This is a genomic window from Nocardioides immobilis, assembly GCF_003515065.1.
Lineage (GTDB): Bacteria > Actinomycetota > Actinomycetes > Propionibacteriales > Nocardioidaceae > Nocardioides > Nocardioides immobilis.
The window spans coordinates 1-25,473 of sequence record NZ_QXGH01000050.1; the positions used below are offsets into that span (position 1 = coordinate 1).

General features: G+C 70.9%; 28 protein-coding genes and 1 pseudogene. 14 read left to right on the forward strand and 15 right to left on the reverse strand.

The features are described 5' to 3' along the window. Window positions 1-89, forward strand: an 89-nt coding sequence (locus tag D0Z08_RS33815; protein ID WP_147381409.1) for an SEC-C metal-binding domain-containing protein, incomplete at its 5' end; no start/stop codon positions are given. A gap of 418 nt (window positions 90-507) precedes the next feature. Here D0Z08_RS33815 and D0Z08_RS30230 read toward each other — a convergent pair. From D0Z08_RS30230 to D0Z08_RS30245, 4 genes are all read right to left on the reverse strand, one after another. Continuing rightward, complete coding sequence (locus D0Z08_RS30230) at window positions 508-1,059, reverse strand: hypothetical protein (RefSeq protein WP_118929004.1); 552 nt, start codon at window positions 1,057-1,059, stop codon at window positions 508-510. A gap of 114 nt (window positions 1,060-1,173) precedes the next feature. After that, complete coding sequence (locus D0Z08_RS30235) at window positions 1,174-1,560, reverse strand: MmcQ/YjbR family DNA-binding protein (RefSeq protein ID WP_118929005.1); 387 nt, start codon at window positions 1,558-1,560, stop codon at window positions 1,174-1,176. Between the two features lie 37 nt (window positions 1,561-1,597). Beyond that, a complete protein-coding gene (locus D0Z08_RS30240) occupies window positions 1,598-1,810 on the reverse strand; it encodes a helix-turn-helix domain-containing protein (protein WP_118929006.1) in 213 nt (70 codons plus the stop codon). Next, window positions 1,810-2,325, reverse strand: a complete 516-nt coding sequence (locus tag D0Z08_RS30245; protein WP_118929007.1) for a DUF2975 domain-containing protein — start codon at window positions 2,323-2,325, stop codon at window positions 1,810-1,812. The genes D0Z08_RS30240 and D0Z08_RS30245 overlap by 1 nt, the downstream gene beginning before the upstream one ends. A 102-nt stretch (window positions 2,326-2,427) precedes the next feature. Between D0Z08_RS30245 and D0Z08_RS32500 the strand changes: the two genes are divergently transcribed. The 4 genes and pseudogenes from D0Z08_RS32500 to D0Z08_RS30265 all read left to right on the forward strand — a co-directional run bounded on the left by D0Z08_RS32500 (window position 2,428) and on the right by D0Z08_RS30265 (window position 4,805). Next, the gene (locus D0Z08_RS32500; RefSeq protein ID WP_245994656.1) at window positions 2,428-2,976 is read left to right on the forward strand and encodes an MmcQ/YjbR family DNA-binding protein; all 549 of its coding nucleotides are present in this window, start codon (window positions 2,428-2,430) and stop codon (window positions 2,974-2,976) included. A 66-nt stretch (window positions 2,977-3,042) separates the two neighbouring features. Next, complete coding sequence (locus tag D0Z08_RS30255; RefSeq protein WP_118929008.1) at window positions 3,043-3,315, forward strand: hypothetical protein; 273 nt, start codon at window positions 3,043-3,045, stop codon at window positions 3,313-3,315. Between the two features lie 23 nt (window positions 3,316-3,338). Next, window positions 3,339-3,809, forward strand: a pseudogene (locus D0Z08_RS30260) (nucleoside deaminase); the annotation flags it as partial. 72 nt (window positions 3,810-3,881) lie between these two features. Next, a complete protein-coding gene (locus D0Z08_RS30265; protein ID WP_118929036.1) occupies window positions 3,882-4,805 on the forward strand; it encodes a glutathione S-transferase family protein in 924 nt (307 codons plus the stop codon). 71 nt (window positions 4,806-4,876) lie between these two features. Here D0Z08_RS30265 and D0Z08_RS30270 read toward each other — a convergent pair whose 3' ends face one another. After that, entirely contained in the window at window positions 4,877-5,029 is a 153-nt protein-coding gene (locus D0Z08_RS30270) for a DUF5615 family PIN-like protein (protein ID WP_118929010.1), read from the reverse strand. A 57-nt stretch (window positions 5,030-5,086) separates the two neighbouring features. Next, window positions 5,087-5,677: a DUF4396 domain-containing protein gene (locus D0Z08_RS30275; RefSeq protein ID WP_245994657.1), complete on the reverse strand. Its 591-nt coding sequence runs from the start codon at window positions 5,675-5,677 to the stop codon at window positions 5,087-5,089. 155 nt (window positions 5,678-5,832) lie between these two features. Between D0Z08_RS30275 and egtB the strand changes: the two genes are divergently transcribed. Together egtB and egtD are read left to right on the forward strand one after the other, a co-directional pair. Further along, window positions 5,833-7,149, forward strand: coding sequence for an ergothioneine biosynthesis protein EgtB (gene egtB, locus D0Z08_RS30280; protein ID WP_118929011.1), 1,317 nt, complete (start codon window positions 5,833-5,835; stop codon window positions 7,147-7,149). Then, complete coding sequence (gene egtD / locus D0Z08_RS30285; RefSeq protein WP_118929012.1) at window positions 7,146-8,135, forward strand: L-histidine N(alpha)-methyltransferase; 990 nt, start codon at window positions 7,146-7,148, stop codon at window positions 8,133-8,135. The genes egtB and egtD overlap by 4 nt, the downstream gene beginning before the upstream one ends. An 18-nt stretch (window positions 8,136-8,153) precedes the next feature. Here egtD and D0Z08_RS30290 read toward each other — a convergent pair whose 3' ends face one another. From D0Z08_RS30290 to D0Z08_RS30310, 5 genes are all read right to left on the reverse strand, one after another. Next, on the reverse strand, window positions 8,154-8,888 hold the full coding sequence (locus D0Z08_RS30290) for an acyltransferase (RefSeq protein WP_118929013.1): 735 nt from the start codon (window positions 8,886-8,888) through the stop codon (window positions 8,154-8,156). A 421-nt stretch (window positions 8,889-9,309) separates the two neighbouring features. Continuing rightward, window positions 9,310-11,457 (reverse strand): DEAD/DEAH box helicase, encoded by a 2,148-nt coding sequence (locus D0Z08_RS30295; RefSeq protein ID WP_342772399.1) that lies wholly within the window; start codon window positions 11,455-11,457, stop codon window positions 9,310-9,312. Between the two features lie 182 nt (window positions 11,458-11,639). Continuing rightward, window positions 11,640-12,284 carry a LysE family translocator gene (locus D0Z08_RS30300; protein ID WP_118929014.1) on the reverse strand — a complete coding sequence of 215 codons (645 nt, stop codon included), beginning with the start codon at window positions 12,282-12,284 and terminating at the stop codon, window positions 11,640-11,642. A 4-nt stretch (window positions 12,285-12,288) separates the two neighbouring features. Continuing rightward, window positions 12,289-12,807: a bacterioferritin gene (gene bfr / locus D0Z08_RS30305; RefSeq protein ID WP_245994658.1), complete on the reverse strand. Its 519-nt coding sequence runs from the start codon at window positions 12,805-12,807 to the stop codon at window positions 12,289-12,291. After that, window positions 12,761-12,964: a (2Fe-2S)-binding protein gene (locus D0Z08_RS30310; protein WP_118929016.1), complete on the reverse strand. Its 204-nt coding sequence runs from the start codon at window positions 12,962-12,964 to the stop codon at window positions 12,761-12,763. The genes bfr and D0Z08_RS30310 overlap by 47 nt, the downstream gene beginning before the upstream one ends. Window positions 12,965-13,085: 121 nt before the next feature. Here D0Z08_RS30310 and D0Z08_RS30315 point away from each other — a divergent pair, with 121 nt between their 5' ends. The 3 genes from D0Z08_RS30315 to D0Z08_RS30325 all read left to right on the forward strand — a co-directional run bounded on the left by D0Z08_RS30315 (window position 13,086) and on the right by D0Z08_RS30325 (window position 16,157). Beyond that, window positions 13,086-13,934, forward strand: a complete 849-nt coding sequence (locus tag D0Z08_RS30315; protein WP_118929017.1) for an SDR family oxidoreductase — start codon at window positions 13,086-13,088, stop codon at window positions 13,932-13,934. A gap of 101 nt (window positions 13,935-14,035) precedes the next feature. Next, on the forward strand, window positions 14,036-14,920 hold the full coding sequence (locus tag D0Z08_RS30320) for a putative metal-binding motif-containing protein (RefSeq protein WP_118929018.1): 885 nt from the start codon (window positions 14,036-14,038) through the stop codon (window positions 14,918-14,920). Between the two features lie 94 nt (window positions 14,921-15,014). Further along, window positions 15,015-16,157 carry a CDP-glycerol glycerophosphotransferase family protein gene (locus tag D0Z08_RS30325; RefSeq protein WP_118929019.1) on the forward strand — a complete coding sequence of 381 codons (1,143 nt, stop codon included), beginning with the start codon at window positions 15,015-15,017 and terminating at the stop codon, window positions 16,155-16,157. A gap of 18 nt (window positions 16,158-16,175) precedes the next feature. On the opposite strand, the gene D0Z08_RS30330 is transcribed toward D0Z08_RS30325, so the two are convergent. Next, entirely contained in the window at window positions 16,176-17,051 is an 876-nt protein-coding gene (locus D0Z08_RS30330; RefSeq protein ID WP_220454459.1) for a TIGR03619 family F420-dependent LLM class oxidoreductase, read from the reverse strand. A gap of 35 nt (window positions 17,052-17,086) precedes the next feature. Between D0Z08_RS30330 and D0Z08_RS30335 the strand changes: the two genes are divergently transcribed. The 3 genes from D0Z08_RS30335 to D0Z08_RS30345 all read left to right on the forward strand — a co-directional run bounded on the left by D0Z08_RS30335 (window position 17,087) and on the right by D0Z08_RS30345 (window position 20,887). Continuing rightward, entirely contained in the window at window positions 17,087-19,030 is a 1,944-nt protein-coding gene (locus tag D0Z08_RS30335; RefSeq protein WP_118929021.1) for an oxidoreductase, read from the forward strand. Window positions 19,031-19,145: 115 nt separating this feature from the next. Then, window positions 19,146-19,523: a YciI family protein gene (locus tag D0Z08_RS30340; RefSeq protein ID WP_118929022.1), complete on the forward strand. Its 378-nt coding sequence runs from the start codon at window positions 19,146-19,148 to the stop codon at window positions 19,521-19,523. A 77-nt stretch (window positions 19,524-19,600) separates the two neighbouring features. After that, a complete protein-coding gene (locus tag D0Z08_RS30345) occupies window positions 19,601-20,887 on the forward strand; it encodes an RNA polymerase sigma factor (protein WP_118929023.1) in 1,287 nt (428 codons plus the stop codon). A gap of 38 nt (window positions 20,888-20,925) precedes the next feature. On the opposite strand, the gene D0Z08_RS30350 is transcribed toward D0Z08_RS30345, so the two are convergent. The 3 genes from D0Z08_RS30350 to D0Z08_RS30360 are packed head-to-tail and all read right to left on the reverse strand — an operon-like array spanning window position 20,926 to window position 24,939. Beyond that, window positions 20,926-22,401, reverse strand: a complete 1,476-nt coding sequence (locus tag D0Z08_RS30350) for a pyridoxal phosphate-dependent decarboxylase family protein (RefSeq protein ID WP_220454460.1) — start codon at window positions 22,399-22,401, stop codon at window positions 20,926-20,928. Window positions 22,402-22,411: 10 nt separating this feature from the next. Continuing rightward, window positions 22,412-23,554 (reverse strand): MFS transporter, encoded by a 1,143-nt coding sequence (locus tag D0Z08_RS30355; protein ID WP_220454461.1) that lies wholly within the window; start codon window positions 23,552-23,554, stop codon window positions 22,412-22,414. 41 nt (window positions 23,555-23,595) lie between these two features. After that, complete coding sequence (locus D0Z08_RS30360) at window positions 23,596-24,939, reverse strand: NAD(P)-binding domain-containing protein (RefSeq protein WP_118929024.1); 1,344 nt, start codon at window positions 24,937-24,939, stop codon at window positions 23,596-23,598. Window positions 24,940-25,027: 88 nt separating this feature from the next. Between D0Z08_RS30360 and D0Z08_RS30365 the strand changes: the two genes are divergently transcribed. Further along, entirely contained in the window at window positions 25,028-25,378 is a 351-nt protein-coding gene (locus D0Z08_RS30365) for an ArsR/SmtB family transcription factor (RefSeq protein ID WP_118929025.1), read from the forward strand. Window positions 25,379-25,473: the final 95 nt, after the last annotated feature.

Here is a 25,473-nt window from a genome sequence, read left to right on the forward strand (position 1 = left end):
GCCCTTGCGGGAGCGGCAACCAGTACCGCAGATGCCACGGCGTCAAGCGCCGCGGTGGGTCGAGCATCGTTCTCGGCGGGCCTGATTAGAGAATCGGCTGGGTGTCTTAAGAACTTGTCACCAAGTTGACCAGGGTCTTGCCGCCCGGGGGTTGGATGCTGAGGTCGGAGGCGGGGAGGGGCATTCGATGGAAGGCACGGGCGACGAGGCCGCCACTGACGACAGCGGCTGCATCGGACTCGGCTGCGCCGCAGAACTCATCAACGTTCTCCCGTAGCCAGCCGGCGCTGACCTGACATAGCGCGGAACCTGCGGGCGGTGGCGAGGATTCTGCGTCAGAGGCTGAAGATGTCCGGTCATCCTCGGAGCAGCGGCGGATTGTGACGGTCCGGATTGTGTCCTGAACCATCACCGAGCGCTCGATTGTGGTGCACGTCTGAGCGCTCGCCGTCGTCTCGAACCCCAGCGCGCCACTGACTGCGAGCATCAGGCAACAGATCGCGCGGATCATTCGATGAACTCGATCCCGTCAACGTGCCACTGGCCGTTGGAACGGATCAGCAAGAATCGCAGGACCTGCTTCTCCGCTTCGTAGGCATTGCCCTCGGATTCGCCGTCGTGGAATGTCATACCTGGCAGGAACGTGACCGCAGCCAAGACCGCACTCGTTTGCTCGAAGTCAGGGGCCTTGCGCGCGGCGTCCACCCTCCAACCATCTGTTTCGTATCGACCACCTGCGTCGTACACCTCGATGACCGGCTCGATCAGGTCGCGACACGAGGTGCAGTCCGCGGTGCTCAAGGCGTACACCTCGTCGGACGACTCTCCCTGCACGACCTGGTTCTGAGCATCGACCCACGCCCGCACCGTCTCCACCGGCGACAGCGCCGGCGGGACCGACGTGGTCTCGGTCGGGGAGGCGGTTTCCGAGTGCGGCGGGATCGGGGTGCCGCTGGGCGTGATGTCCGGGCCCGCCTCGGGCTGGTCGTTGCACGCGCCGATGGCGAACGCGAGCACGATCAGGGCGAGCCCCGTCGCCCGAGTGATCCACGGCTTCATGCAGCCCTCCCGAGATGACACCCGCCCAGGCCGGTGGCGGGTGACTTGAAGGTACCTGCCCCGCGGGGGCTCGACCAGCCTCCCGCCGCCCGCTGTGGATAACCTCGGACGGGCTCAGCGCGCGAGGTAGGCGTCCGCCAGGCTCTTCGGCGCCATCGCCAGCCAGGCATCGACGACCAGTGCCTGGAGGTCGGCCGGCGCGACCTTGCCGAGCTCGACCAGCACGGCGGCGTACCCGTCGAAGTGCGGGATCGTGAACACTCCGTACGGCGGGTCGGCGAGGATCGCCTCCTTCTCGATGAGGCCGTCGGTGCGGACTCCGAGCACCGGGAGCGCGGGGGGCTTCTCGTCGCCGTACCGCTTGATGTCGGCCTTGCTGAACGGGCGCTCCCACACGAAGAACTTGTCGCGCACGCTCCACACCCGGCTGCCCCGCCGTTCGGACTCGGTCACCTCGGGCAGCTCCAGTGCGAGCGTCGCGACGTCGTCGAGGGTCGGCATGACAGCACCGTACGACGCTCCGCCGACCCACGTCCGGCTACGAACCGTCCGGCTCCCACCTCAGCAGGTCGCCCGGCTGGCACTCGAGGACGTCGCACAGCGCTTCCAGGGTCGTGAACCGGACCGCCTTCGCGCGCCCGTTCTTGAGTACGGCGAGGTTGGCGGGCGTGATGCCCACCTGCTCCGCGAGCGTGCCGACGGTCATCTTGCGCCGGGCCAGCATCACGTCGATGTCGACGACGATGGGCATCAGATGACCTCGTCGAGCTCGGCCTGCAGCTGGGTCGCCTCGGCGTCGCGGGCGACCGCCTGGGCGAGCAGCGACCGCAGGACGTAGACCAGGATCGCCATGCCCGCGACGAGCACGCCGACGCCGCCGATCATGAGCACGGTGCCGGGAGCCGCCGCGTCGCCGGGCGCGAGCACGGTGCCGAGCGCGAAGGTCAACAGGGAAGCGCAGGCGATCGAACCGATCACGATGTCGACGTACCGGAACGCGCCGTCCGAGAACACCGTCCCCCGCCTGACCATGGTGAGCAGCCGCCAGACGCACACCATGGTCACCTGGACGGTGATGATGCCCAGCACCACGATGACGAGGAAGGCGATCGCCTGCCAGGGAAGGCCCAGGTCGTCGAGCGCCGGGTCGTCGACGTCGCTCAAGTCGATCGCCAGCAACGGCACCATCACGACCTGGACGAACGCGGTCCCGAGGAGACCGATCACCAGGACCGTCCGCAACGCGAGCACAGCCAGGTTGCCCATGGGGCCACTCCTATTAATCGACCAACGATATCTATCTATCGTTTAACGATAGCACGTCGTGGAGCCGCGGTCATGTCGGCGGCGAGACCTACCGTGAGCGGCGTGACCGATGCCGAGGCGGTACGCCACGTTGCCCTCGCGCTCCCCCGCGCCTACGAGCAGCTGATCGGCGGGCGCTGGAAGCTCAAGGTCAAGCAGCTGGTGTTCGTGGCGTTCTCGAAGGACGAGGAGCGGTTCGGGTTCGGCTTCCCGCGGGAGGAGCGCGACGCCCTCATCGCGTCCGCGCCGGACAAGTTCTTCCTGCCGCCGCAGCGCGACCTGCGCTACCAGTGGGTGTGCGGCCACCTCGCCGCCCTGCCCGACGACGAGATGCGCGAGCTCGTGACCGACGCCTGGCGGATGTGCGTGCCGGCGATGCTGCACGACATCCCGGACCTCCCCGCGCCGACCGCAGAAGTGTGGTCACTCCTCGACGAGGACCAGTACGCCGACGCCGGCCCCCTGCTGCACCCCCACGTCCACTGGCACGACCGCGACGTGCAGCTCCGCGGCCGGGTCCAGGTGCTCGCCCACCTGCGCGACCACCCTCGCCCGCGACCACCGCGGGAGGTGGAGGTGCGGGACGGGCAGGTCTACCGCTGGATCCGGTAGTCGTGAGCACCGGATGGCTAGGTTGGGGGCAGACCGATCAGGAGCACGATCAAGGAGTCCACCGCCATGACTTCAATCCCGATGTCAGAAGAGCGGCCGACCGAGAAGATCATGCTCGGCTTGCTCGTCGTGGGCCTCGCGCTCCAGGTCGCAGGGTGCATCACCGCGTACGTGCAGGCCCCGCGGACAGAGCTCGGGCCCAGGGGCGTGGTCGAGGAGGGCGACCGGACCGTCACCTTGATCGCCGTCCTCGGGTTCGGGCTCGGCGGCGCCATGTCGCTGACGGCCGTGGTCGCCTTCGGCGTACTCCTGGGATTGCGAGCGCACGCCGAGCGGTGACCCCATGACAAGACCACGATGCGTACCTGGAACGCTGCGTCGAGCTGGCGCGTGAGGCGCTCGACGCCGGCGACGATCCCTTCGGCTCGTTGCTGGTGGACGGCGCCGGGAACCTGCTGGCCGAGGCGCGGAACAGGGAGAGCACCCTCGCGGACCCGACGGCCCACCCCGAGCTCGAGCTCGCCCGGTGGGCCCTGCGGAACCTCAGCGCCGACGAGCGCGCGAGGGCGACCGTCTACACCTCCGGCGAGCACTGCCCGATGTGCGCCGCAGCGCACGGTTGGGTCGGGCTGGGGGCGATCGTGTTCGCCGCCTCGTCCGCGCAGCTGTCCGGCTGGCGCGTCTCGTGGGGCCTGGCAGCATCGCCAGTCGCTCCGCTCCCGCTGGCGGTCGTGCTGCCCGGCGCCGACGTCACGGGACCCGTCCGGCCCTACGACCAGATGATGATGCCGCTGCACAAGGAGTCGGTCGAACGACGGGGAGCGGGTACCTAGCGTCGTTGGAGTCCGACAAGGAGGGAACGCGTGCCGACGTACCGCAAGAAGGGTGAGGCCTTCGACCGGGACATGAACTACATCCCGGACCGGATCACGAAGGAGGCCGGACGCTCCCAGGACGCGTACGGCGGCCACGAGCTCGACGTACCGACCTGGCCGGTACAGCCGGGTCGCTACCGGCTCGTCGCCGCGCGCGCCTGCCCGTGGGCGAACCGGGCCATCATCGTGCGCGGCCTGCTCGGGCTCGAGGACGTGATCTCGATGGGTCTCGCAGGTCCCGTCCACGACGACCGCAGCTGGTCCTTCAACCTGGACCCGGGCGGCGTCGACCCGGTGCTCGGCTACGAGCGCCTGGAGCAGGCGTTCCTCGCCCGCTTCCCCGACTATTCGAAGGGGATCACCGTCCCCGCCCTCGTCGACGTCCCGTCGAAGGAGGTGGTCACCAACGACTTCCCGACGATCACCCACGACTTCTCCTTCGAGTGGCGCGACCACCACCGGCCAGACGCGCCCGACCTGTGGCCCGACGACTGCCGCGACGAGATGGAGACGGTGATGCAGCGGGTCTTCACCGACGTCAACGACGGCGTCTACCGGTGCGGGTTCGCCGGCTCGCAAGAGGCGTACGACGAGGCGTACGACCGGCTCTGGGCGACGATGGACTGGCTCGAGGAGCGGTTGTCCCGACGGCGGTACCTCATGGGCGACCGGATCACCGAGGCCGACGTGCGTCTCTTCACCACACTCGCCCGGTTCGACGCGGTCTACCACGGGCACTTCAAGTGCAACCGCAACAAGCTGACCGAGCAACCCGCGCTCTGGGGCTACGCGCGGGACCTCTTCCAGACTCCCGGGTTCGGCGAGACCATCGACTTCGACCAGATCAAGCGGCACTACTACGTCGTGCACGAGGACATCAATCCGACCGGGATCGTGCCGCAGGGGCCGGATCCCGCTGGCTGGCGCGCACCGCACGGACGCGAGCGGCTCTGACGCCCGCCGGTCGCGCTACTGCGTCGCCAGCCAGATGGTGGTCACGCGCCCAGGTTAGGCGGGTTCAGCCGCTAGCGCGGCTCCGCCCAGCGCACTCCTTCGAAGCGCCCGAAGTCGCTGTCGAAGGTGACGATGGTCGCCTTGTGCTCGATGGCCAGCGCCGCCAGGTGCGCGTCGTTGGCAAGATTGGCCGCAGCACCGGCGGACTCGAGGAGATCGCGCATCGGGCCCGCTTGGTGCCGCGCCGGTCGGGTTCGCTGTCACCCTGCCCAGCTGGCAGCTCAGGCGGCGACGGCGACGAGGAAGCCGCCGAGGGCGAAGGTCAGGATCCCCACCACCAGGGTCGAGGTGGCGATGGTCGGGACGAACCGCCGCCATCCGGTGGCGACGGCCGCACCGTGGTAGCCGTGGGTCAGTGCGTGGCCCTTGCCCCTCCCGAGCAGCCACAGGTTGACCGGGTACGCCGCGAAGAAGGCGGCGGTCAGCGCGATCACCAGACCGACCCAGAAGGTCGGGTTGACCAGGCCGGCGTCCATGGCGCCGGGGATCAGGGCGATGACGGTGTTGTCGACGAGCTCCATGATCGCGATCGAGAGGGTGTCCGCGGCGAGCACGACGCTGAGCGCGGCACCCACCCCGAGGCCCGCCTTGAGCAGCGGCAGGGTCGAGAGCACGTAGCCGAAGAGGAACGCGAGCGAGACCGCCAGGACGATCGTCCAACCGGTCGACAGGCCGATCGCCGTACCGATCACCAGGCCGAGGATCTCGCCGATGGCGCAGCCGGTCAGGCAGTGGAGCGTGGCGGCGAGTGCCATCGTCCGGGTCGCGGTGGAGCCGTGGGCTTCGTGGGATGTGTGGTGTTCGTGGTCCATAACGCCCCGAACTACACCCCCTAGGGGTATATTCCCGCCAGGGCCGGCCCGTTGTCGGTGGCCGGCCCTAGCGTTGTCCAAGGCTCCCCCGTTCACCGAAGAACTGGTTGGGTAGAGACAAGCGAGCCGCAGTCGACGACGAGCGAGGTGCCCGCATGACCAGCACGACCGAGGTGGCGGAGGGTTGGGATCCCACCACCCTGCAGAGCAGGTACGACGAGGTGCGGGCCTACACCGAGACGCTGGCCGCGCCCCTCTCCCCTGAGGACCAGACCGTCCAGTCGATGCCGGACGTCTCTCCCACGAAGTGGCACCGGGCCCACGTGACCTGGTTCTTCGAGACGTTCGTGCTCGCCGACAACGAGCAGGGCTTCGCGCCGTTCCAGGACAAGTACTGGTTCCTCTTCAACAGCTACTACGAGGGCATCGGCCCGCGCTACAGCCGGCCCGACCGCGGGCTGATCAGCAGGCCCGGCGCCCAGGACGTCGGCGTCTACCGCACCAACGTCGACGACCGGATGCGCGACCTGCTCACCGGCCTCGACGAGGGCACGCTCGCCAAGCTGGCCGGCACGATCGAGCTGGGCTTCCACCACGAGCAGCAGCACCAGGAGCTGCTCCTCATGGACATCAAGCACGTCCTCTCCCGCAACCCGCTCCAGCCGGTCTACGCCGGCAGCCGGACGCAGGAGGTGCAGCCCGACGCGGTCAGCTGGGTCGATGTCGAAGGCGGCCTGGTCGAGGTGGGCCACGAGGGCGGCGGGTTCTGCTTCGACAACGAGCTCCCCCGCCACGAGCAGTGGCTCCGGCCGTTCCGCATCGCCGACCGGCTCGTGACCAACGGCGAGTGGCTCGAGTTCATGACCGACGGCGGCTACCGGCGCCACGAGCTCTGGCTCTCCGACGGCTGGGCAAAGATCCAGACCGAGGGCTGGCAGGCGCCGTTCTACTGGACCGAGGTCGACGGCGTCTGGTTCGAGCACACCCTGCACGGCACCTGGCCGGTCAACCCGGGGCTGCCGGTGAGCCACGTCAGCTTCTACGAGGCCGAGGCCTACGCGACCTGGGCCGGCAAGCGACTGCCCAGCGAGGCCGAGTGGGAGCACGCAGCCCGCAGTCTCGACGTCACCGGCAACCTCGCCAACTCCACCAGCTGGCACCCCGAGGCAGCCGCCCCCGCCGGCAATTCGGGCACGACCGGCAATTCGGGCACGGGTGAACTGCGGCAGATGTTCGGGGACTGTTGGGAGTGGACGTCCTCGGCCTACCACCCCTACCCCGGGTTCCACCCCGCCGCCGGCGCCATCGGTGAGTACAACGGGAAGTTCATGAGCAACCAGATGGTTCTGAGAGGTGGATGCGCACTGACGCCGGCCGGCCACGCGCGGGCGTCGTACCGCAACTTCTTCCCCCACCAGTCCCGCTGGGCGCTCTCCGGCGTCCGCCTCGCCGATGACGGAGCCGCAGCATGACCCACTCCAACGCCAAGGGCCCGAAGGTCGACGTGCTCCTCCAGAGCAACTGGGCCGCCGCGGGCCTGGTCCAGGACGTACGACGTGGGCTCGGGACCCAGCCGCGCACCCTCCCGCCCAAGTGGCTGTACGACGACGCCGGCTCCCGCCTCTTCGACCAGATCACCCGGCTCCCGGAGTACTACCCCACCGAGTGCGAGCGCGCCATCCTGCGCGACGCGGCCGCCGACATCGCCGCCACCTCGCACGCCACCACCGTGGTCGAGCTCGGCTCCGGCACCAGCGACAAGACCCGGCTGCTGCTCGACGCCTTCTCCGACACCGGACGGCTCGAGCGGTTCGTCCCTGTCGACGTGTCCGAGGAGACTCTCCGCGAAGCAGCCGCCGCCCTCGCCGCCCGCTACCCCAACACCTCCGTCGAGGCCGTCGTCGGCGACTTCACCCTCCACCTCGGCCACCTCACCCGCTACACCCCCAAGCTGATCGCCTTCCTCGGCGGCACCATCGGCAACCTCTACGTCGAGGAGCGCGGCGCCTTCCTCGGCGCTCTGGCCGACTCGATGGACGCCGGCGACGAGCTCCTCCTCGGCACCGACCTGGTCAAGGACGCCGACCGCCTGATCACCGCCTACGACGACCCCGGCGGTGTCACCGAGGCGTTCGTCAAGAACAGCCTGCACGTCCTCAACCGCGAGCTCGACGCCGACTTCGACGTCGACGCGTTCTCCTACGTCCCGTTCTGGGACCGCCGGATGCAGCGGATGGACCTGCGACTGCGCGCCGAGATGCCCCAGCACGTCACCATCCCCGGCGCAGACCTCGAGCTCGACCTCGCCTCCGGCGAGGAGATCCGGGTCGAGATCTCCACCAAGTTCACCCAAGAGCGACTGCACGACGAGCTCGGCGCGGCCGGGCTCGAGATCGAGAGGATCTGGACCGACCCCTCCGACAGCTTCGCGGTCACGCTGGCGCGGAAGCGCGGCTGACCAGGTCGGGCAGCACGACTAGGGAGTGTCCTCGCCCCGCCAGGTGACACCCTCACGGATCACCCGGGCCGGACACCCGCCGACAGCCGTCTGCGGCGGCACCTTCTGGCCCCGCACCATCGCCCGGGTCCCGACTACCGCACCGGTGCCGATATCGCAGTGCCCGGTGACGATCGCCTCGCGCCCGAGCCAGACGTGGCGCCCGAGCCGGATGTGGGCGCCGTACGGGTTGAGCCGGGCGCCCGTCTCGGCGTCCTCGAGCCGGTGCATGTCGTCGGTGGCGACGTAGACGTTGGCCGCCCACAGCTGGTCGGACTCCGCCACGACGGAGCCGCCGTTGCGGGCGTCGACCACGGCGCAGCGGGTCGCGACGACCTCGGCGTTGAGCACAATCGTCGAGTACGCGCCGCAGTAGATCTCCGTCGCGGTGAACGCGCTGCGCGGACCGAGGAAGACCGTCGCACCGGCACCGCCGACGAGCAGTGACGCCATGTTGTTGCACGGGCTCGCGACGACGAGCAACAGGTCCGACAGCGGGTAGTACGCCAGCGCGTCGATGAGCTTGCGCGGCAGGTCGGCCGGGTCGACGTCGTCACCGAGGTAGAGCGCGTTGCCCTGCTCGTGCCACCACTCCGGCAGCGGCCCGGTCACCAGGCGCAGCGCGGTGGACGCGAGGACCTCGGTGTCGACCCCCGCGGCGATCAGTCGGGAGCGGTGCTCGTCGCTGAGCGCCGCCGCGCGGGTCCACGGCATGGCGGACAGTGTGCACCATCGAGGCCCTCCGCCCGTCCTACTCCTGCAAGTCCGCTGGGAGCACGGCGTACGACGTGGCGCGCGCCAAGGGACGTCGAGGGTGAGCACCGACAGCTCGAGGCTCGCCGCCAGCGCGACGTAGAACGCATCCGCGACGCGGAGCTTGGTCGACCACCCGGTTAGTGACCGCAACGCCCGGGTACTCGCGGAGCAGGCCCGCTACCTCGGTCGTGAGAGTGCTCCCTCGGCGTTGTTACTGGTCACGGCACCGTGGGAGCGCACCACTCTCCATGGGAGAGCACCTGTCTCCGTGGGAGTGGGCGGGAGACGGTCGACTACCGCGCGGCCGCCCGACGAGCCACGCACCCGACCCACGATCGGTCAGAAGAGCCGGAAAACCGGTGGTGGCGCCGCCGTACGGTCAGAAGACCGTGGTCGCCTCGCGCTTCTCCAGTGCGGCGGTGAGCAGCCCGATCAGCGCCTCGAGCTGCAGGTCGAAGCCGCCGTCACCCTCCTCGACCTCGGCGTCGAGCGCCCGCGCGGCCAGTCCGGCCTTGCTGCCGATGAGCTCCGCGACCCGGGTGTCGATCGTCTGGGTGGCGATCACCCGCCACGCCGTGACCGGCTCGGTCTGTCCGATCCGGTGCACCCGGTCGATCGCCTGGGTCTGCTCGGCGTCGGTCCAGGACAGCTCGGCCAGCACCAGGTTGGACGCGACCTGGAGGTTGATGCCGACGCCCGCCGCGGTCAGCGAGCAGACGATGATCTGGACGTCGGGGTCGTTGGTGAAGGAGTCGATCGCCTTCTCCCGCGCCGACTTGGTCTGGTCGCCGCGGATCGACACCGACGGGATCCCCCGCGCGGCGAAGGTCTCCTCGGCCGTGTCCATGACGTCGATGTGCTTGGCGAAGAAGACGACCTTGCCGGCGTTGCGCGCGAGCTGGGCGGCGTAGTCGGCAGCAAGGCCGGCCTTCGCCTGGCCGATCCGGCGGAGCATGCCGAAGACGTTCTCTCCCGACTCGGTCGAGATGTCCTCGCGCTCCCAGGTCGCGACCTGGCGCACCAGGTCGTGGTCGATGCCCTCGACGAGCGACTTGTTGCGCCGGGTCTCCAGCGCACGGTCGTAGCGCTCGACCAGCCGGCGGGCCAGGTCCTCCTCGGCCTTGCGGATCGAGCGTCCGGCCTCGCCCTCGAGCTCGACGGGGACGTCGGCGATCCGGCGGGCCGGGATGTCGGCGGCCACGTCGACCTTGCGCCGGCGCACGATGCCCATGTCGACGACGACCTGGCGGGCGACCGGGTAGAACTGGCGGTCGGCCGGCGTGAGACCAGTGTCGTCGAGGTCGGCCATCAGCTCGGCGAGCGGCTTCTTGTCGTCGATCCAGCCGAGGAACTGCCAGATGGCGCGGAAGTCCTCGATGTCGTTGATCAGCGGCGTGCCGGTCAGTGCCATCAGCAGCGGCCGCGGGACCCGCTTGCGGATCCGGGCGGCGAGCTCGAGCACGTTCTGCGAGCGCTGGGAGCTCTTGTTCTTGATGTAGTGCGCCTCGTCGACGATCATCCCGCGGAAGCCGTGCTGGCCGAGCCACCCGAGGTGGCGGTCGAGGATCTCGTAGTTGACGACGAAGACGTCGGCGAACCCGTCGACGTCGAGCGCGTCGCCGTGCAGCACGGTCGCCCGGCGGCTCGGCGTCCAGAGCTCGACCTCGCGCGCCCAGTTGGTCTTGACGACGTTCGGCACCGCGACGAGCAGCGGGTAGGCCTCGGCGGTCTGCGCGGCGAGCAGCGCCTGCGCGGTCTTGCCGAGACCGGGCTCGTCAGCGAGCAGGAACGTCCGGTGTCCCTCGGCGGCCGCCTCGACCAGCTGCGCCTGGTGCAGCATCAGCTCGCGGCCCGGCGGCAGCATGATCAGCCCGGTGTCGTCCGGCTCCGGCAGGTCCATGCACACCGGGGCACCGGGCGTGGTGTCCTCGAACGAGCGGAACAGCGGGCCGAGCAGCTCCCAGGTCGCCAGCCGTCCGGTCGGCTTGCGCGACTGGACCGCGGCGTCGAAGTCGGGGACGAGGAACGGGTTGGCCAGCTGTCGGGCGATCACCGACTGCGGGATCGCACGCCGCTCGGCGAGCGCCCCGGCCAGGTCGACGACCGGCTCCGGCTCAGGGTCGGGTACGTCGTAGCCGGCCCGGCGCTGCAGCTCGCGCTTGAGCTCCTGGGCCGAGTCGGACACCTCGGCGTCCTCGGCGAGCAGCTCGAAGAGCCGCGGGTCGCTGGCAGCCGTCTGGGCCAGGATCGTCGCGATCCCGTCGAGGCGCTTGAGCTCCTCCGACCGCCGGGAGTCGGAGAGCGTCTCGTCGCCCCGCACCCGGGTCCGCTCCTCGCGGGCGAGCAGCGCTACCACCTGGAACTTGGTGCGCACGTCGGGCATCGCGGAGCGCCGCGCGACGGCGGACTCCACCTCCCGCACGACGCGGGCCAGGACCGGGATGATCCCGGTCTCGTCGCGGCGGGCGGTCTTCGTGCCACCGCCACGGCGGTTCTGCGCAGGTCTGCGCTGGCTTCCTCGAGCCACTGATGTCCCTACGGTCGATGCCGACCGGTCGCCCGGTCGGCAGGTCAGGTCGCGAAGGCGGTTCGCGGGCCGCTGGCCGGGCACTCAGAGGTCCGGTGTCCTGCGGCGTGGGCCACGATAGCAACAACCTGCCCGGGTCGGTCAGTCCCCACGACCATCGGCGTCGAACATGACCGGGTGGGTCACTCGGCGACCGCCATGGTCGTGCCGAGGCCGACCATCATCACGCCGCCGGTCGCGCCGAGCCGGTCGAGCCGGTGCGGTCGGCGGGAGAACCAGTCCCGCGCCTTGCTGGCCGCCAGCGCCCAGATGCTGTCGCTGGCGATCGCCATCGCGCCGAACACGATCCCCAGCAGGGCCAGCGTGAGCCCGGGGCTGCCGGCGTTCTCGTTGATGAACTGCGGGAGGAACGCCACGAAGAAGACGATCGTCTTCGGGTTGGTGGCGCCGACGATCATCCCGGTCCGGACCGAGCTCAGGGCCGACACCCGGCGCGGCAGCGCCTCGTCACCGGCGTGCTCGAGCGCCATCCGGGCGTCACCACGGCGGCGGATCGCCTGCACGCCGAGATAGATGACGTAGGCGGCGCCCACCAGCTTGATCGCGGTGTAGGCCGAAGCGGAGGCGGCGACCACGGCGCCGAGGCCGGCCGCCACCAGCAGCACCTGGACCATCAGGCCGAGGCCGTTGCCGACGACCGAGAGCAGCGCGTCGCGCCGGCCGACGGTCAGTGCGCGGCCGATGGTGAAGAGCAGGCTCGGACCCGGCACCTGGATGAAGAGGATCGAGGCGACGAGGAAGGCGAGCCACTGGCTGTTGGACGGCACCCGTCTAGGGTGCCTCGCCGGCCTCGATCTGGGTAGCGAGATAATTCTCGATGCCGACCCGCTCGATCGCGTCGAGCTGGCCCTCGAACCAGTCGGCGTGCTTCTCCTCGTCCCGGGCCATGTCCTCGAAGACTGCGGCCGAGGCATGGTCGTCGAGCTCGTGGCACTCCTTGGCGGAGGCGTTGAACTGCGCCACGGCAGTCTTCTCGCTCTCGAGCGCCAACCGCAGCATCTCCTCGGCGGTCTCGCCGACGGTGATCGCGTTGAGCTTCTGCACGTTCGGGTGACCGTCGAACATGAGGATCCGGTTGATGATGTCGTCGGCGTCCTTCATCTCGTCGATCGACAGCTCGTAGAACACCTTGCCCAGCTTGGGGAGGCCCCAATTGTCGAGCATCCGGGCGTGCAGGAAGTAGGTGTTGGTGACGGTCAGCTCGAAAGTGAGCGCGTCGTTGAACAGCTCGATGATCCGGGGACTAACTGGCTGCACCGTCGACCTCCAGGAGTGCGCGTTCGTGCTCATGATGCTGGCACACAAGTGCCTTCACCGTGAAGATGCACGACCCGCAATCCTGGGCGGCTCCGGTCGACCGGCACACGGCGCTCACCGTGCGGGCACCGTCGGCGAGCGCGGCGTCGACCGCGCGGTCGCTGACGACCCGGCACTGACAGACGATCACGCCGACTCCCGTGGATTGGTAAGGCTTGCCTGACTCAACTCAGGGTAACCTAAGCAACCCGGTGAGGGAACTGTGGCCCTCGTCACCGGCCAACATGGAACGTGTTCTACTCTCGGCGTCCATGAGCACGTACGCCGTCACCGGCGCCTCGTCCGGCATGGGCCGTGCCGTCGCCGCGAAGCTCGCCTCCGCCGGCCACACCGTCATCGACGTCGACATCGTCGACGCGACGGTGACGGCCGACCTGTCTACCCCCGCCGGGCGCGACCGGGCCGCGGCGGCCGTCCTCGAGCTGAGCGGCGGGCGGCTGGACGGGGCGGTGATGGCAGCGGGCCTCGGGCCGGCGCCGGGCCGGGACCGGCCCCGGCTGATCGGCGAGGTCAACTACTTCGGCGTCGTCGACCTGCTGGACGCCTGGCGGCCGGCGCTGGCCGAGGCCGACCGCGCGAAGGTCGTGGTGTTCGCGAGCAACTCGAGCACCACGGTCCCCATGGTGCCCGGCCGGGCCGTGCGCGCGTTCCTCGACGGCGACCTGGACCGGGTGCTCGGCACGCTCCGGATCTTCGGCAAGCAGGCGCCGACCTTCGCCTACGCGGCCAGCAAGATCGCCATCAGCCGGTGGGTACGTCGTACTGCCGTCACGCCGGAGTGGGCCGGCGCCGGCATCCGGCTGAACGCGATCGCCCCGGGCGCCGTACTCACGCCGCTCCTGGAGAAGCAGCTCGCGACGCCCGCGGAGGCCCGGCAGATCAAGCGGTTCCCCGTGCCGATCGGCGGTTTCGGCGACGCCGAGCAGCTGGCCGACTGGGTCGTCTTCATGCTGTCCGACTCGGCCGACTTCCTGTGCGGCAGCGTGGTCTTCGTCGACGGCGGCTCCGACGCGTGGTTCCGGGCCGACGACTGGCCGCGGCCGGTGCCCGCGCGGCGGCTGCGCGGCTACCTCAACCGGATGCGCGCGTTCCGTCGCTGACTGTCCGCGGAAAACGGCACGTATCACCGCTAGACACCGGCACTCCTCCTGATGATGCCCACCGGCGCTCCCGGCCGGCGGCCGACCCAAGGAGAGCCACCATGCAGCACAACCACTTCACGCCCCGCCGAGTGCTCGCGACGGGCGCCGGCCTGGTGATCGGCGCCGGGCTCGCAGCGACGGCGGCGACCGCGCCGGCGTACGCCGCTCCGGCGACGGTCACCCTCGAGTACGACTGTGCCGAGGCGACGATCACCGTCACCTCGTCGAAGAACCTGTCGAACATCGTCTACCAGGTCGACGGCACGCCGACCCGGCTCGACGACCTCACCGGAACCACCTACGTCGTCGACCTCGAGACGCTGGAGGGCCTCGAGACCACCTGGGTGAAGTCGGGGAACAACCACTCTGGCGACGGACCGGGCTACGGCGAGCGCTTCGACTTCGACTACGACGCCACCTGCGACCCGGACGCCGACGGCGACGGCTACCCCGTGTCCGAGGACTGCAACGACGACGACGCCGCGATCAACCCCGGTGTCCCGGACATCCCCAACAACGGGATCGACGAGAACTGCGACGGCTCCGACCTCGTCGTGGCCACCGGCCCGGTCCGGGTCACGCTGATCTGGGACAACGCCGACGACCTCGACCTCTTCGTGACCGAGCCCGGTGGGGAGACGGTGTCGTACCACGACACGACGGTGCCGACGGGTGGCTACCTCGACCGCGACGACAACGTCGGCGCGTGCGGGTCGGACCCGGAGCCGGGCGGCGTCGAGAACATCGTGTGGGATCCCGCACCGTCGGGCACCTACACCGTCGACCTGAGCAACTTCCACGACTGCGCACCGGGGACGCCGGCCAGCTACACGATCGAGGTGTACATCGGGGGCGTCCTGACGCACACCGAGTCCGGCACCACCGACACCAACGGTGCGTTCGGGGACAACGTCGTCGACAGCTTCACCTTCGAGCGGGGCTGACGACCGCGCTTTCGTCGGAGGGCCGGCCCGGCTCCAGCGGGCCGGTCCTCCACCCGTGGCGGCCGGGGCCACCACGAGGCCGTAAACTCGGGCAGTGCAGAAGCAGATCTCCGTCATCGCCTACTTCGGCGAGGACCCCACGCGGGTCTACCAGCTGGTCCAGTGGCTCCCGGTCCTCGAGGAGCTCGACCACGACCATCCCGTCGGGCTGGTGGTCCGGGGCGCGGAGGTCGCCCGGATGCTCGAGGCACGGACCGCCCTGCCGGTCATCCTCGCGGAGGGCTTCGACGTGCTTGCCAAGACCTACGACACGCTGGACGCCTCGGTCGTCCTCTACTGCAACAACTCGCGGACGAACTTCGACTCGCTGCTCAACAACCGGATGCTCCACGTGCACATCAACCACGGCGAGAGCGACAAGCAGAGCATGGTGAGCAACAACGCCAAGGCCTACGACCGGGTGTTCGTCGCCGGCGAGGCCGCGGTCCAGCGGCACCGAGCCAACCTGATGGAGTTCGACGGCTCGTCACTGGTCCGGATCGGCCGGCCCCAGCTCGACGTCGGGCGTCGTGACGGTCTCGCGCGCTCGGCTCGCACGACGGTGCTCTACGCCCCCACCTGGGAGGGCGACGCCGACTACAACGACTACACCTCGGTCGACGTGCTCGGCCCGGCGATCGTGGAGGCGATCCTCGCGCTTCCCGCCGTACGCCTGGTCTACAAGCCGCACCCGAAGATCACCACCAGCCTGACCCCGGCCGTCGCCGCCAACCACGCGGGGATCGTGCAGCGGGTCGCGGAGGCCGCGGCCGCCGACCCGGCCGCCGGCCACGTCGCGATCACCGAGGGCGACATCCTCGCGGTGATGCCGGCGTGCGACGCGATGGTCACCGACGTCTCCTCGGTCGGCCTGGACTGGCTCTACCTCTGCACGGACAAGCCGCTGCTCATCACCGACCGGTACGGCGACGCCGACGCCCTGCGTCGCGACGTACCCGTGTCCCGCTGCGCCGACGTCGTCGACGTCGCGAACATCGCGGGGCTCGGTGAGCTGCTGTCGTCGCGGCTGGCCCACGACGAGCACCGCGCGGCGCGGGAGTCGATGCGGCAGCACTACTTCGACGACGTGCAGAACGGCGAGAGCACCACCCGCTTCGTCGCCGCGGTCACGGAGCTGGTGTCGCTGCGTCGCCGGCTGCTGATGGCCTCCGCCGACGACATGAGCGCGACCGCCTGACCTGTCGAACCAGGCGCGTCAGCCCCGACCCAGCGGCTCGATCACGTCCTCGCGGAACCGGCTGATGCCGTCCACCTTCTGCTCGAGGGTCGCGTCCGGCCCGTAGTAGTAGAGCCACGGCATCGTCATCACGAGCGTGACTCCCCCGGCTGCTGCACGGGCGAAGTCGTCGGCCGTCATGGCATCGGTCAGCGCCACCACGACGTCGTACGGCGCCGCGAGGTCACGTCCGGTCTCGGCCCGGAGCGCGGCCAGCCGCGCCGCGGTCTCGATCGCCCCGTCGATCGTCGACACGTCGCTCACCCAGCCGTCGTGCCGGGCGGCGCGGCGGAGGGCCGGCTCGGAGATCCCGCCGACCCAGATCGGGATCGGACCCGGCGGCTCCGGCTTCATGACCAGCCGCTCGCACGAGTAGAACTCACCGTCGAACTCGGTCCAGCCCGGGCGCCACAGGTCCTGCATCAGCGCCAGCGCCTCGTCGGTGCGCCTCCCGCGCGTGGTGAAGTCCTGCTCCAGCAGGTCGAACTCCTCCCGGCACCAGCCCACACCGACGCCGAGGAAGATCCGCCCACCGGCCAGGGCGGCCGCCGTGCCGACGGCCTTCGCGACGACGAACGGGTTCCGCATCGCGGCGACGTAGATCGAGGTGAAGAACTCCAGGCGGCTCGTCACCTGCGCGAGCGCGCCCATCGTGACCCAGGGGTCCGGCCAGTCCACGTCGGGAGCCCAGCGCCGGTTGCCGCTGGCCTGGTAGGGGTACGGCGTCGCGATCGTCTCGAGGTCGACGACGTGGTCGGCGACGCTGAGCGCGCGGAAGCCGTGCTCCTCCGCAGCACGAGCAAGCGCGACGAGCTCGCCGATGGGCTGGTAGGCGGTGACGACAGCGAAGTCCACGGGATCAAGGTAGAACATGTTCTAGTCTGCGTCCTATGTCTGCCCCTTCGTTCGGCCACCTGCTCGCACCGGGGCGGATCGGCACGATGGCGATCCGCAACCGGATCGTCATGTCGCCCATGGAGACCATGTACGGCACTCCGGAGGGGCTGCCGTCGGACCGGACCGTCGCCTACTTCACCGCGCGGGCCGCCGGCGGCGCCGGTCTGATCACCGTGGGCGCGACCGGCGTCGACCCGTTGCACCCGGAGACGCCGGGCGGCCTGCAGATCGGCACCGACGACGCGGTGCCCGGCCATCGCCGGCTCGTCGAGGCGGTGCACGCCCACGGTGCGCGGATCCAGCCGCAGATCGTGCACGCGGGACCCGACGGCCTCGGTCCCGAGATGCACGGAGTCACATCGCTCGGTCCGTCGGTCATCCCGTCCTACCTCACCGGCCGGCCGTCGGCCGAGGCCACGAAGGAGCAGATCGCCGCGATCCTCGACCAGTTCCGGGGGGCGGTCGTGCGCGTGCGCGAGGCCGGGTACGACGGCATCGAGCTCCATGCCGCGCACGGCTACATGTTCCTCGGCTCCTTCCTGGCGCCGCAGCGCAACCGCCGTGGCGACCGCTACCGCGGGACGTCCGTCGAGGGACGGATCCGGGTGGTGCTCGAGGCCCTGTCCGCGATCCGGAGCGAGGTGGGCAGCGACTTCCCGATCACGCTGCGGATCTCCGGCTACGAGCGGGTCGCGGCGGGTCGGCCGGTCCACGACACGGCCGCGATCGCGCCGCTCCTGGTCGAAGCCGGCGTCGACGCCTTCCACGTGAGTGGCGGGGTGATCGACCGGCTGGTGACGGGCATGGTCAACGCTGCCGATGCCGGGGACGGGCTGAACGTGGGGGCCGCGGCCGCGGTCAAGGAAGCGGTCGACGTGCCGGTCATCGCGGTGGGCCGCCTGCACGATCCGGTGCTGGCGGAGGCGGTGCTGGCGGACGGCCGGGCCGACTTCGTGGCGATGGGGCGGCCGTTGCTGGCCGACCCCGACCTGCCGCGGCGGCTCGCGGACGGCCAGGCCGAGCGGGTACGCCGGTGCATCTCGTGCGAGAACTGCATCGACACGCTGGAGGAGAAGCTGGCGACCGAGTGCGCGGTCAACCCGGCCACCGGCCACGAGCGCGAGCGGGTGGTACTTCCTGCCGCGCGGCCGCGGCGGGTGGTCGTGGTCGGCGCGGGCCCGGCCGGCCTCGAGGCGGCCCGGCTGGCGGACACGGCGGGGCACACCGTCGTACTCCTGGAACGGGCGGAGCGGGTCGGCGGTGCGCTGGTCGCCGCGTCCGCGGTGCACCCGGAGAACCGGACCTACCTCGACTGGCTGGTCGCCGAGGTCGGCAGGTCCGCGGTCGACGTCCGGCTCGGAGCGGCCGCGACCCCTGACCTCGTCGCCGACCTGGCGCCGGATGTCGTCGTGGTCGCGACCGGCGGCGCCGTGGTCCTCCCGACGGTGCCGGGCGCCGACCTCCCGCACGTCAGCTGCGGTATCGACCCCGAGCGGCTTCCGGTGGGGCGACGGGTCGTGGTGATCGGCGGCCGCCTGGCGGCGGTGGAGTACGCCGAGACGCTGGCGGCGCACGGACGCCTGGTCGCGCTTCTCGAGACGGGCCCGGAGATCGCCCCGGAGTTCGGGCTCAAGCGCCGTACCGAGCACTTCGACCGGATCGACCGACTCGGGATCACCGTCCATGTCGGCTGCACCGTCGAGGAGATCACGTCGGACGGCGTCCGCTACGTCCCCGCTCACGGGACCAGCCGGATGCTGACTGCCGACGCGGTCGTGCTCGCCGGCGCCGTCGTACCCGACCTCACGCTGAGCGAGGCGATCGCAGCCCGCCTCCCCCACGTCCCGGTCCATCCGATCGGCGACGCCAGCCTCGGACTCGGGCTGATCCGCGGCGCGACGGCCACCTCGGCCCGGGTCGTGCAGGAGATCGGCTAGCAGACAACGGGAAAAGAAAGTTCCGTTGTCGATGTCGAAGGAGCAGGATGCCGTTCGACGTACGGGTGAGTCGGCCACCGAGAAGCGGTGGACACCAACGGTTGAGGAGTGAGCCATGCCGCGTTTCATGGGTTTCGTGAGGATGGAAGAGGGCGGCGGCGCGCCGCCGCAGGCGCTGTTCGACGCGATGGACAAGTACATCGGTGAGCAGGCCGGAACCGGACACTTCCTCGACGGCGGCGGGCTCTTCGGCACCGAGGACGCCGTCAACTTCGTGGTCCGCAAGGGCGAGACCACCCGGGTCGACGGCCCGTACGCCGAGGCCAAGGAGGTCGTCGGCGGCTGGGCGCTCCTGCAGTACGACAGCCTGGAGGAGGCGATCGCCGGGCAGCAGGAGTTCGCCGAGCTGCACGCCAAGTACTGGCCCGAGTGCGAGATGGTCGCCACCCTGCGCCAGATCTCGGACGGGGCGCCGGAGCCGACTGACGCCTGACGCCCGGCGCTCAACGAGCTGTCGCGCTGTCGAGCTCGTCGGGATGGCGGCCGTGCGGCCGGCCCTAGGCTGGCCGCATGGCCCGTCCCACGGCGCAGACCACCGCGGAGACCATCACCGCCACCTGGCGTGAGGAGTCCGCGCGGCTGATCGGCGCCCTGACCCGGATGACCCGGGATCTCGACTTGGCCGAGGACCTGACCCAGGACGCGCTGGTGAGCGCGCTCGAGTGGTGGCCAGCCCACGGCATTCCCGACAACCCTGCCGCGTGGTTGATGACCACCGCCAAGCGGCGCGCCGTCGACAGCCTGCGGCGGGCCGACAACCTGCGCCGCAAGACCGAGCAGCTCGGTCGCGGCCTGAGTGAGGAGGACGGCGTGCCCGACCTCACCGAGCAGGTGGACTTCATCGAGGACGACGTCCTCCGGCTGATCTTCCTGTCCTGCCACCCCCAGCTCACCCCGGAGTCGCGGGCCGCGCTGACGCTGCGCCTGGTGGGCGGCCTGACGACCGCGGAGATCGCCCGCGGCTTCCTGGCCGCCGAGACCGCGATGGGCCAGCGGATCTCCCGGGCGAAGAAGACGCTCAGCGAGGCCCGTGCGCAGTTCGAGCTGCCGGTGGGCGACGATCGGACCGCCCGGCTCGACGACGTGATGGCGGTGATCTACCTGATCTTCAACGAGGGCTACACCGCGACCGCTGGCGACGACTGGATGCGCCCCGAGCTGACCAACGAGGCGATCAGGCTGGCCCGGATGCTCGCCGACCTGATGCCGGACGAGCCGGAGGTGCACGGGCTGCAGGCCCTGCTGGAGCTGCAGGCCTCGCGTGGCGCTGCCCGCATCGATGCCGAGGGCCGGCCGGTGCTGCTCGACGACCAGGACCGGAGTCTCTGGGACGAGCTGCTGATCCGCCGCGGTCTGGCCGCACTGGAGCAGGCTGAACAGCTCGCCGCACACGGCAAGCCGGTCGGCCGGTACTACCTCCAAGCCGCGATCGCGTCCCGTCATGCCCGCGCCACCAGGCCCGAGGAGACGGACTGGCGCGCGATCGCGCACCTGTACGACGTGCTGGCCGAGGCCGCACCGGGCCCGGTCGTGGAGGTCAACCGCGCCGTCGCGCACGGGCGGGCGTCCGATCCGGATGCCGGCCTCGCCGTGCTCGACGCCCTCCCCGACGGTGCGCTGGCTGGCTCCCACCTGCTGCCGAGCGTGCGCGGCGACCTCCTCGCGCGGGCGGGTCGCCATCGGGAAGCGGCCGCGTCGTTCCGCGAGGCCGCGTCGCTGACCCGCAACGAGAGCGAACAAGCGTTGCTGCTGGGCCGCGCCGAGGCATCCGAGAAGGTGACGCCGGACGGCAGGTGACTCCGGGCCGCCGGCGAACGTACCGTTCGGGACTCCTGTTACGTGTGGTGCGCCAGAGGCGGGTTCTCGCCGGTGTCCGGTGATCTCGGTCCGTTCGTCGGCCGGAGCAGGTCCAACAACTGCCGGTGCAGGCCAGGCACCGCGGCCTCGTGCTCGGGCTTCATCAGCACGCTGCGCAGGATCCGGCCGGCGGGGACGTCGACGTCGAGGCGGTGGCCGCGGGCGGCGAGCGCCGGTCCGTCGACGGTGTACGTCGCCAGGTGCAGCGACTCGGCCGGCGGGCGCGCCATGCCGGCGGCCATGGCGGCCGCGCTGGCGGCGTCGACCTCGGACAGCCGGGCCCGCGCCGGGAGGTAGGTGAGGATGTCGAGCTGCGGCGGCTGGTAGAGGCGCAGCTCGTCGCTCTCCTCGATCAGCCGCGCCCACGCGAGCGTCGCACGGCGCCCGGGCCGCAGCACCGCACCGAGCCCGTCCGGCGTCAGCGGCAGCAGCCGCAGGGTCAGCCAGAGCCCGGCCGCGGCCGCGCCCGCCCGGGAGCACTCGAGCGAGATCTCGCCGAGGTGCAGCTCGTCGGAGGTGAAGTAGGTGTACGGCGAGTCGTGCAGGTAGTGCTGCGCGACGCCGGGGTCGCGGAAGATCACCGCTCCGCAGCCGTAGGGCTGGAGGCCGTGCTTGTGCGGGTCGACGACGACCGAGTCGCAGTCGGCGATGGCGAGGTACGGCGCCGCGGCGACCCCGTCGGGCTGGTCGTCGGCGATCAGCCGGAAGAAGCCGCCGTACGCCGCGTCGACGTGCACCCGGACGCCGTGGCGGCGCGCGACCGGCACGATCTCGTGGACCGGGTCGACCGCGCCCAGTCCGGTCGTGCCCGTGGTCGCGACGACGGTGCCGACCCGGCCACTGGCCAGCAACGCGTCGAGCGCGTCGACGTCCATCGTCCCGTCGGAGGCCGTCGGGACCGCGATGGCCTCGATCCCGAGCAGGTGGGCCATCCGGGCATGCGTGTAGTGGGCGTCGGCGCTGTGCGCGATCGCCTTGCCGGGATGGATCTCCCGGCCGACGAACAGTGCCTCGAGGTTGGCGATCGTGCCGCTGCTGGTGAGGTGGCCGAGATGTCCCGGCGTCTCCGGCGTGCCGGCGAACCCAAACATCGCCGCCAGCTGCGCGACGACGTCCTTCTCCATCGCAGCCGTCGCCGGGCCACCGTCGAGCGCGTGGTTGTTGGGGTTGACCAGCATCGCGGTGACGTAGCCGATCACCGCTGCCGGGTGCGGCGGCTTGAGCATCTGCCCGGCGTAGCGCGGGTGATGGAACGGGTAGTTGTCGCGCAGCCGGCTCCGGAGCTCGGCCGTCGCCGCGGCCAGCTCGGAAGGATCGACGTCCTGCGCCGCGTGGGGCGTGACGTCGCCGTACTCCCGCATCCAGGAGGCCATCTCGGCGACCACGGTCTGCAGCTGCTCGCCCAGCTCCGCGGCGCCCGCGGGCATCGGCCGGAGGGCAGGACGGTCGGGCATGGGTGAAACCCTAGCCACGCGCCAGCACGGGGCGCGGCGCCCGCCTGACCGCCGTCACCGACAGCGCAGTCCCGGCTCCGGCGAGCCCGGCGAGGATCGCGAAGGTCGCGGGATAGCCGCCGGTCAGCTCTGCGATGCCCGCGCCGGCGAACGGCCCGAGTGCTGTCGCCAGCGCGACGGGAGCGCCGAGCACCCCGTTGATCGCGGCGTACCGCTCCGGACCCCACAGGTCGGTCACGAGCGTCGCGGTGACCAGGGTGTAGAGCCCGCGGGCTGCGCCGGCGACGATCGCGACGGCGATCAGCAGGCCGGCCGGGCCGGGGATCAGCGCCAGGGCGAGCGTGGTGAGCGCCATCGCGCTGCTCCCCCACAGCACCCGCTGCCGGACGTCCGTCATCGTCGTGAGCCGCGGGAACGCCAGCCTGCCGAGGACCTGGCCGGCGCCGCCGAGACCCAGCGCCCACGCGGCCAGCGTCGGTGTCATCCCCCGCCCGACCAGCAGCGGGATCAGCGCGATCAGCGCGGCGAACATCGCGACGTGCGTCAACGTCGCACCGGCAGCCGTCAGCAGGAATGCCGGGCTCCGCAGCACCTCCCGGTCCGGGGTGACGTGCTCGCTGTCGACATGGGCCGGCCACGGGTGGTGGAGGGCGATGGCGTGGACCGGTACGGCGACGACGAGGAGGAGCACGGCGAGGACTGCGTACGTCGTCCGCCAGCTCGTCTGGTCCGCGAGCTCGGTCGTCAGCGGCGCGAAGATCGTGCTGGCGAACCCGGCGACCAGGGTCAGCGTCGTCAGCGCACGGACCCGTCCGGCGCCGTACCAGTGGGTGAGCGCAGCGAAGGCCGGCGCGTAGAACATCCCCGCCGCGCCGGCCCCGCAGAGCAGCATCGCGACGACGAACCAGAAGTACGACGGCGCGGCCGCGACCGCACCGAGCCCCGCGGCTCCGACGACCGCGCCCGCCACCATCACGCCGCGCGGGCCGCGGGCCTGGATCGAGCGCCCCGCGGCGACCCCGACCACCCCGGTCGTCAGCAGACCGACCGAGAAGGCAGCCGTGATCGCCGTCAGGGACCAGCCGGTGTCCGCCGTGATCGTCGGCGCCAGCACGGCGAACGCGTAGTAGAGCGTGCCGTAGCCGATCGTCACGGTGACGCAGAGTGCGGCGAGGACGCCGCGGGGCGCGGTGCTCAGGTCGTCACCGGTGCCCCGAGCGTGAGCAGCTCCGGCTCGGAGGTGCCGCAGCAGCCGCCGCTCGCGGCGTTCTGGGGGTCGGCGGGCTCGTCGAACAGGCCGGCCCCACCGCAGACCCCGGTGTCGGGCAGCACCAGCTCGACCCGGGCGGCCGCCTCGTGGTCTCCGGCCAGCTCGGCGACGACACTGCGGATCTGCTCGTAGCCGGTCAGGGCCAGGAAGGTCGGAGCCCGGCCGTAGGACTTCATGCCGACCAGGTAGAGGTCCGGCTCGGGCTGCGCGAGGTCGGCCGCCCCGGTCGCGCGGACCGAGCCGCACGAGTGGATGTTGGGGTCGATCTCGACGGCGATGTTGCGAGGCGCCTCGAGGGTCGGGTCGAGGTCGAGCCGCAGCTCGGCGAGGAAGGACAGGTCCGGGCGGAAGCCGGTCAGGACGACGACGTTGTCGGCAGGCTCCAACGAGCGGCCGTCCTCGGACCACACGACGGCCCGCCCGTCGGCGACCGTGATCTGCGAGGTCCGGAAACCGGTGACCAGCTCGACCTCCTCCTCGGCGACCGCCTGCTTGGCGCGCAGGCCGAGAGCGCCGCGCTGCGGAAGCTGGTCGGCCGCGCCGCCACCGAAGGTGTTGCCGGTGACGGCCCGACGGATCGCCCAGGTGATGGTGGTGCCGGGGTGGGCCTCCGCGATCCGGGTCAGCTCGATGATCGCGTTGAACGCCGAGGCGCCGGCGCCGATGACGACGGTGTGCCTGCCGGCGTACCGGTCGGCTTGCGCGCTGTCGGGAACCGCCGCCGAGACCAGACCGGCAGCCGTCGCGACGGCTTCGCCGAGCGCGGGGATGCCGTCGGCCCCCGCCGGGCTCGGCCGGCGCCAGGTGCCGGAGGCGTCGATGATGGCCCGGGCTTCGAGCCGCTCCTCCACACCGGCACCGTTGGTGACGTGGACGGTGAACGGCTGCTCCGCGCGGCCGGCGTCGACGAGCCGGTCGCGGCCCTTGCGGGACACACCGACCACGCGGGCGTCGTACCGAACCCGGTCGCCGAGCGCCGCTGCGAGCGGCGCGAGGTAGCCCTCGATCCACTCGGCACCGGTCGGATATCCGGACTCCGGTGCGGTCCAGCCGCCCTCGACCGACTGCGCCAGCAGCCGGGCACTGGCCTGGTCGACGAGCTCGGGCCACGCCGAGAACAGCCGGACGTGCCCCCACTCGGCGACGGCGCACGCCGGTCCGGCGCCCTGCTCCAGCACCAGCGGGGTCAGGCCGCGCTCGATCAGGTGGGCAGCTGCGGCGAGGCCCTGCGGGCCGGCGCCGATCACGACAACAGGAAGGTCGCTCATGGATCTATTCTCCTCATATTCACGAAGGTCGATATGAAGACCTTAGCGTCACATCGACAGATGTCAATACGTTCTCTAGGATGAACCCATGCCGACCCAGCTCCCCGTGCTTCCCGACCTGGCGACCTGCTGCTCCCCCGCCACCGGAGGCCGGGTCGACGACGCGGCCGCCGAGGCGCTGGCGCGGATGTTCAAGGCGCTGGCCGACCCCAACCGGGTCAAGCTGCTCTCGATGATCGCCGCGGCCGACGACCAGGAGGCGTGCGTCTGCGACCTCACCGAGCCGGTCGGCCTGGCGCAGCCGACGATCTCCCACCACATGAAGGTCCTGGTCGAGGCGGGACTGGTGTCCCGCGAGCAGCGCGGCAAGTGGGCCTACTTCAGCCTCGTCCCCGGCATCCTCGAGTCGCTGGCCGAGGCCCTGTCCCCGCGCCGCTGACAGGTCGCTGACACGGGGCCGCGACCACGACCGCAAACGGACGAGGGCCCGGTAGGTCCACTTACTCGCTAACTATGGTTGTATTTCGCCCATCG

Excerpts from the sequence above, each read along its gene's own strand:
- D0Z08_RS30230 (WP_118929004.1), bottom strand. The coding sequence starts at position 1,059 with ATGAAGCCGTGGATCACTCGGGCGACGGGGCTCGCCCTGATCGTGCTC.
- D0Z08_RS30235 (WP_118929005.1), bottom strand. The coding sequence starts at position 1,560 with ATGCCGACCCTCGACGACGTCGCGACGCTCGCACTGGAGCTGCCCGAG.
- D0Z08_RS30240 (WP_118929006.1), bottom strand. The coding sequence starts at position 1,810 with ATGCCCATCGTCGTCGACATCGACGTGATGCTGGCCCGGCGCAAGATG.
- D0Z08_RS30245 (WP_118929007.1), bottom strand. The coding sequence starts at position 2,325 with ATGGGCAACCTGGCTGTGCTCGCGTTGCGGACGGTCCTGGTGATCGGT.
- D0Z08_RS30255 (WP_118929008.1), top strand. The coding sequence starts at position 3,043 with ATGACTTCAATCCCGATGTCAGAAGAGCGGCCGACCGAGAAGATCATG.
- D0Z08_RS30265 (WP_118929036.1), top strand. The coding sequence starts at position 3,882 with ATGAACTACATCCCGGACCGGATCACGAAGGAGGCCGGACGCTCCCAG.
- D0Z08_RS30270 (WP_118929010.1), bottom strand. The coding sequence starts at position 5,029 with ATGCGCGATCTCCTCGAGTCCGCCGGTGCTGCGGCCAATCTTGCCAAC.
- D0Z08_RS30275 (WP_245994657.1), bottom strand. The coding sequence starts at position 5,677 with ATGGACCACGAACACCACACATCCCACGAAGCCCACGGCTCCACCGCG.
- egtB (WP_118929011.1), top strand. The coding sequence starts at position 5,833 with ATGACCAGCACGACCGAGGTGGCGGAGGGTTGGGATCCCACCACCCTG.
- egtD (WP_118929012.1), top strand. The coding sequence starts at position 7,146 with ATGACCCACTCCAACGCCAAGGGCCCGAAGGTCGACGTGCTCCTCCAG.
- D0Z08_RS30290 (WP_118929013.1), bottom strand. The coding sequence starts at position 8,888 with ATGCCGTGGACCCGCGCGGCGGCGCTCAGCGACGAGCACCGCTCCCGA.
- bfr (WP_245994658.1), bottom strand. The coding sequence starts at position 12,807 with ATGAGCACGAACGCGCACTCCTGGAGGTCGACGGTGCAGCCAGTTAGT.
- D0Z08_RS30315 (WP_118929017.1), top strand. The coding sequence starts at position 13,086 with ATGAGCACGTACGCCGTCACCGGCGCCTCGTCCGGCATGGGCCGTGCC.
- D0Z08_RS30320 (WP_118929018.1), top strand. The coding sequence starts at position 14,036 with ATGCAGCACAACCACTTCACGCCCCGCCGAGTGCTCGCGACGGGCGCC.
- D0Z08_RS30335 (WP_118929021.1), top strand. The coding sequence starts at position 17,087 with ATGTCTGCCCCTTCGTTCGGCCACCTGCTCGCACCGGGGCGGATCGGC.
- D0Z08_RS30340 (WP_118929022.1), top strand. The coding sequence starts at position 19,146 with ATGCCGCGTTTCATGGGTTTCGTGAGGATGGAAGAGGGCGGCGGCGCG.
- D0Z08_RS30345 (WP_118929023.1), top strand. The coding sequence starts at position 19,601 with ATGGCCCGTCCCACGGCGCAGACCACCGCGGAGACCATCACCGCCACC.
- D0Z08_RS30350 (WP_220454460.1), bottom strand. The coding sequence starts at position 22,401 with ATGCCCGACCGTCCTGCCCTCCGGCCGATGCCCGCGGGCGCCGCGGAG.
- D0Z08_RS30360 (WP_118929024.1), bottom strand. The coding sequence starts at position 24,939 with ATGAGCGACCTTCCTGTTGTCGTGATCGGCGCCGGCCCGCAGGGCCTC.
- D0Z08_RS30365 (WP_118929025.1), top strand. The coding sequence starts at position 25,028 with ATGCCGACCCAGCTCCCCGTGCTTCCCGACCTGGCGACCTGCTGCTCC.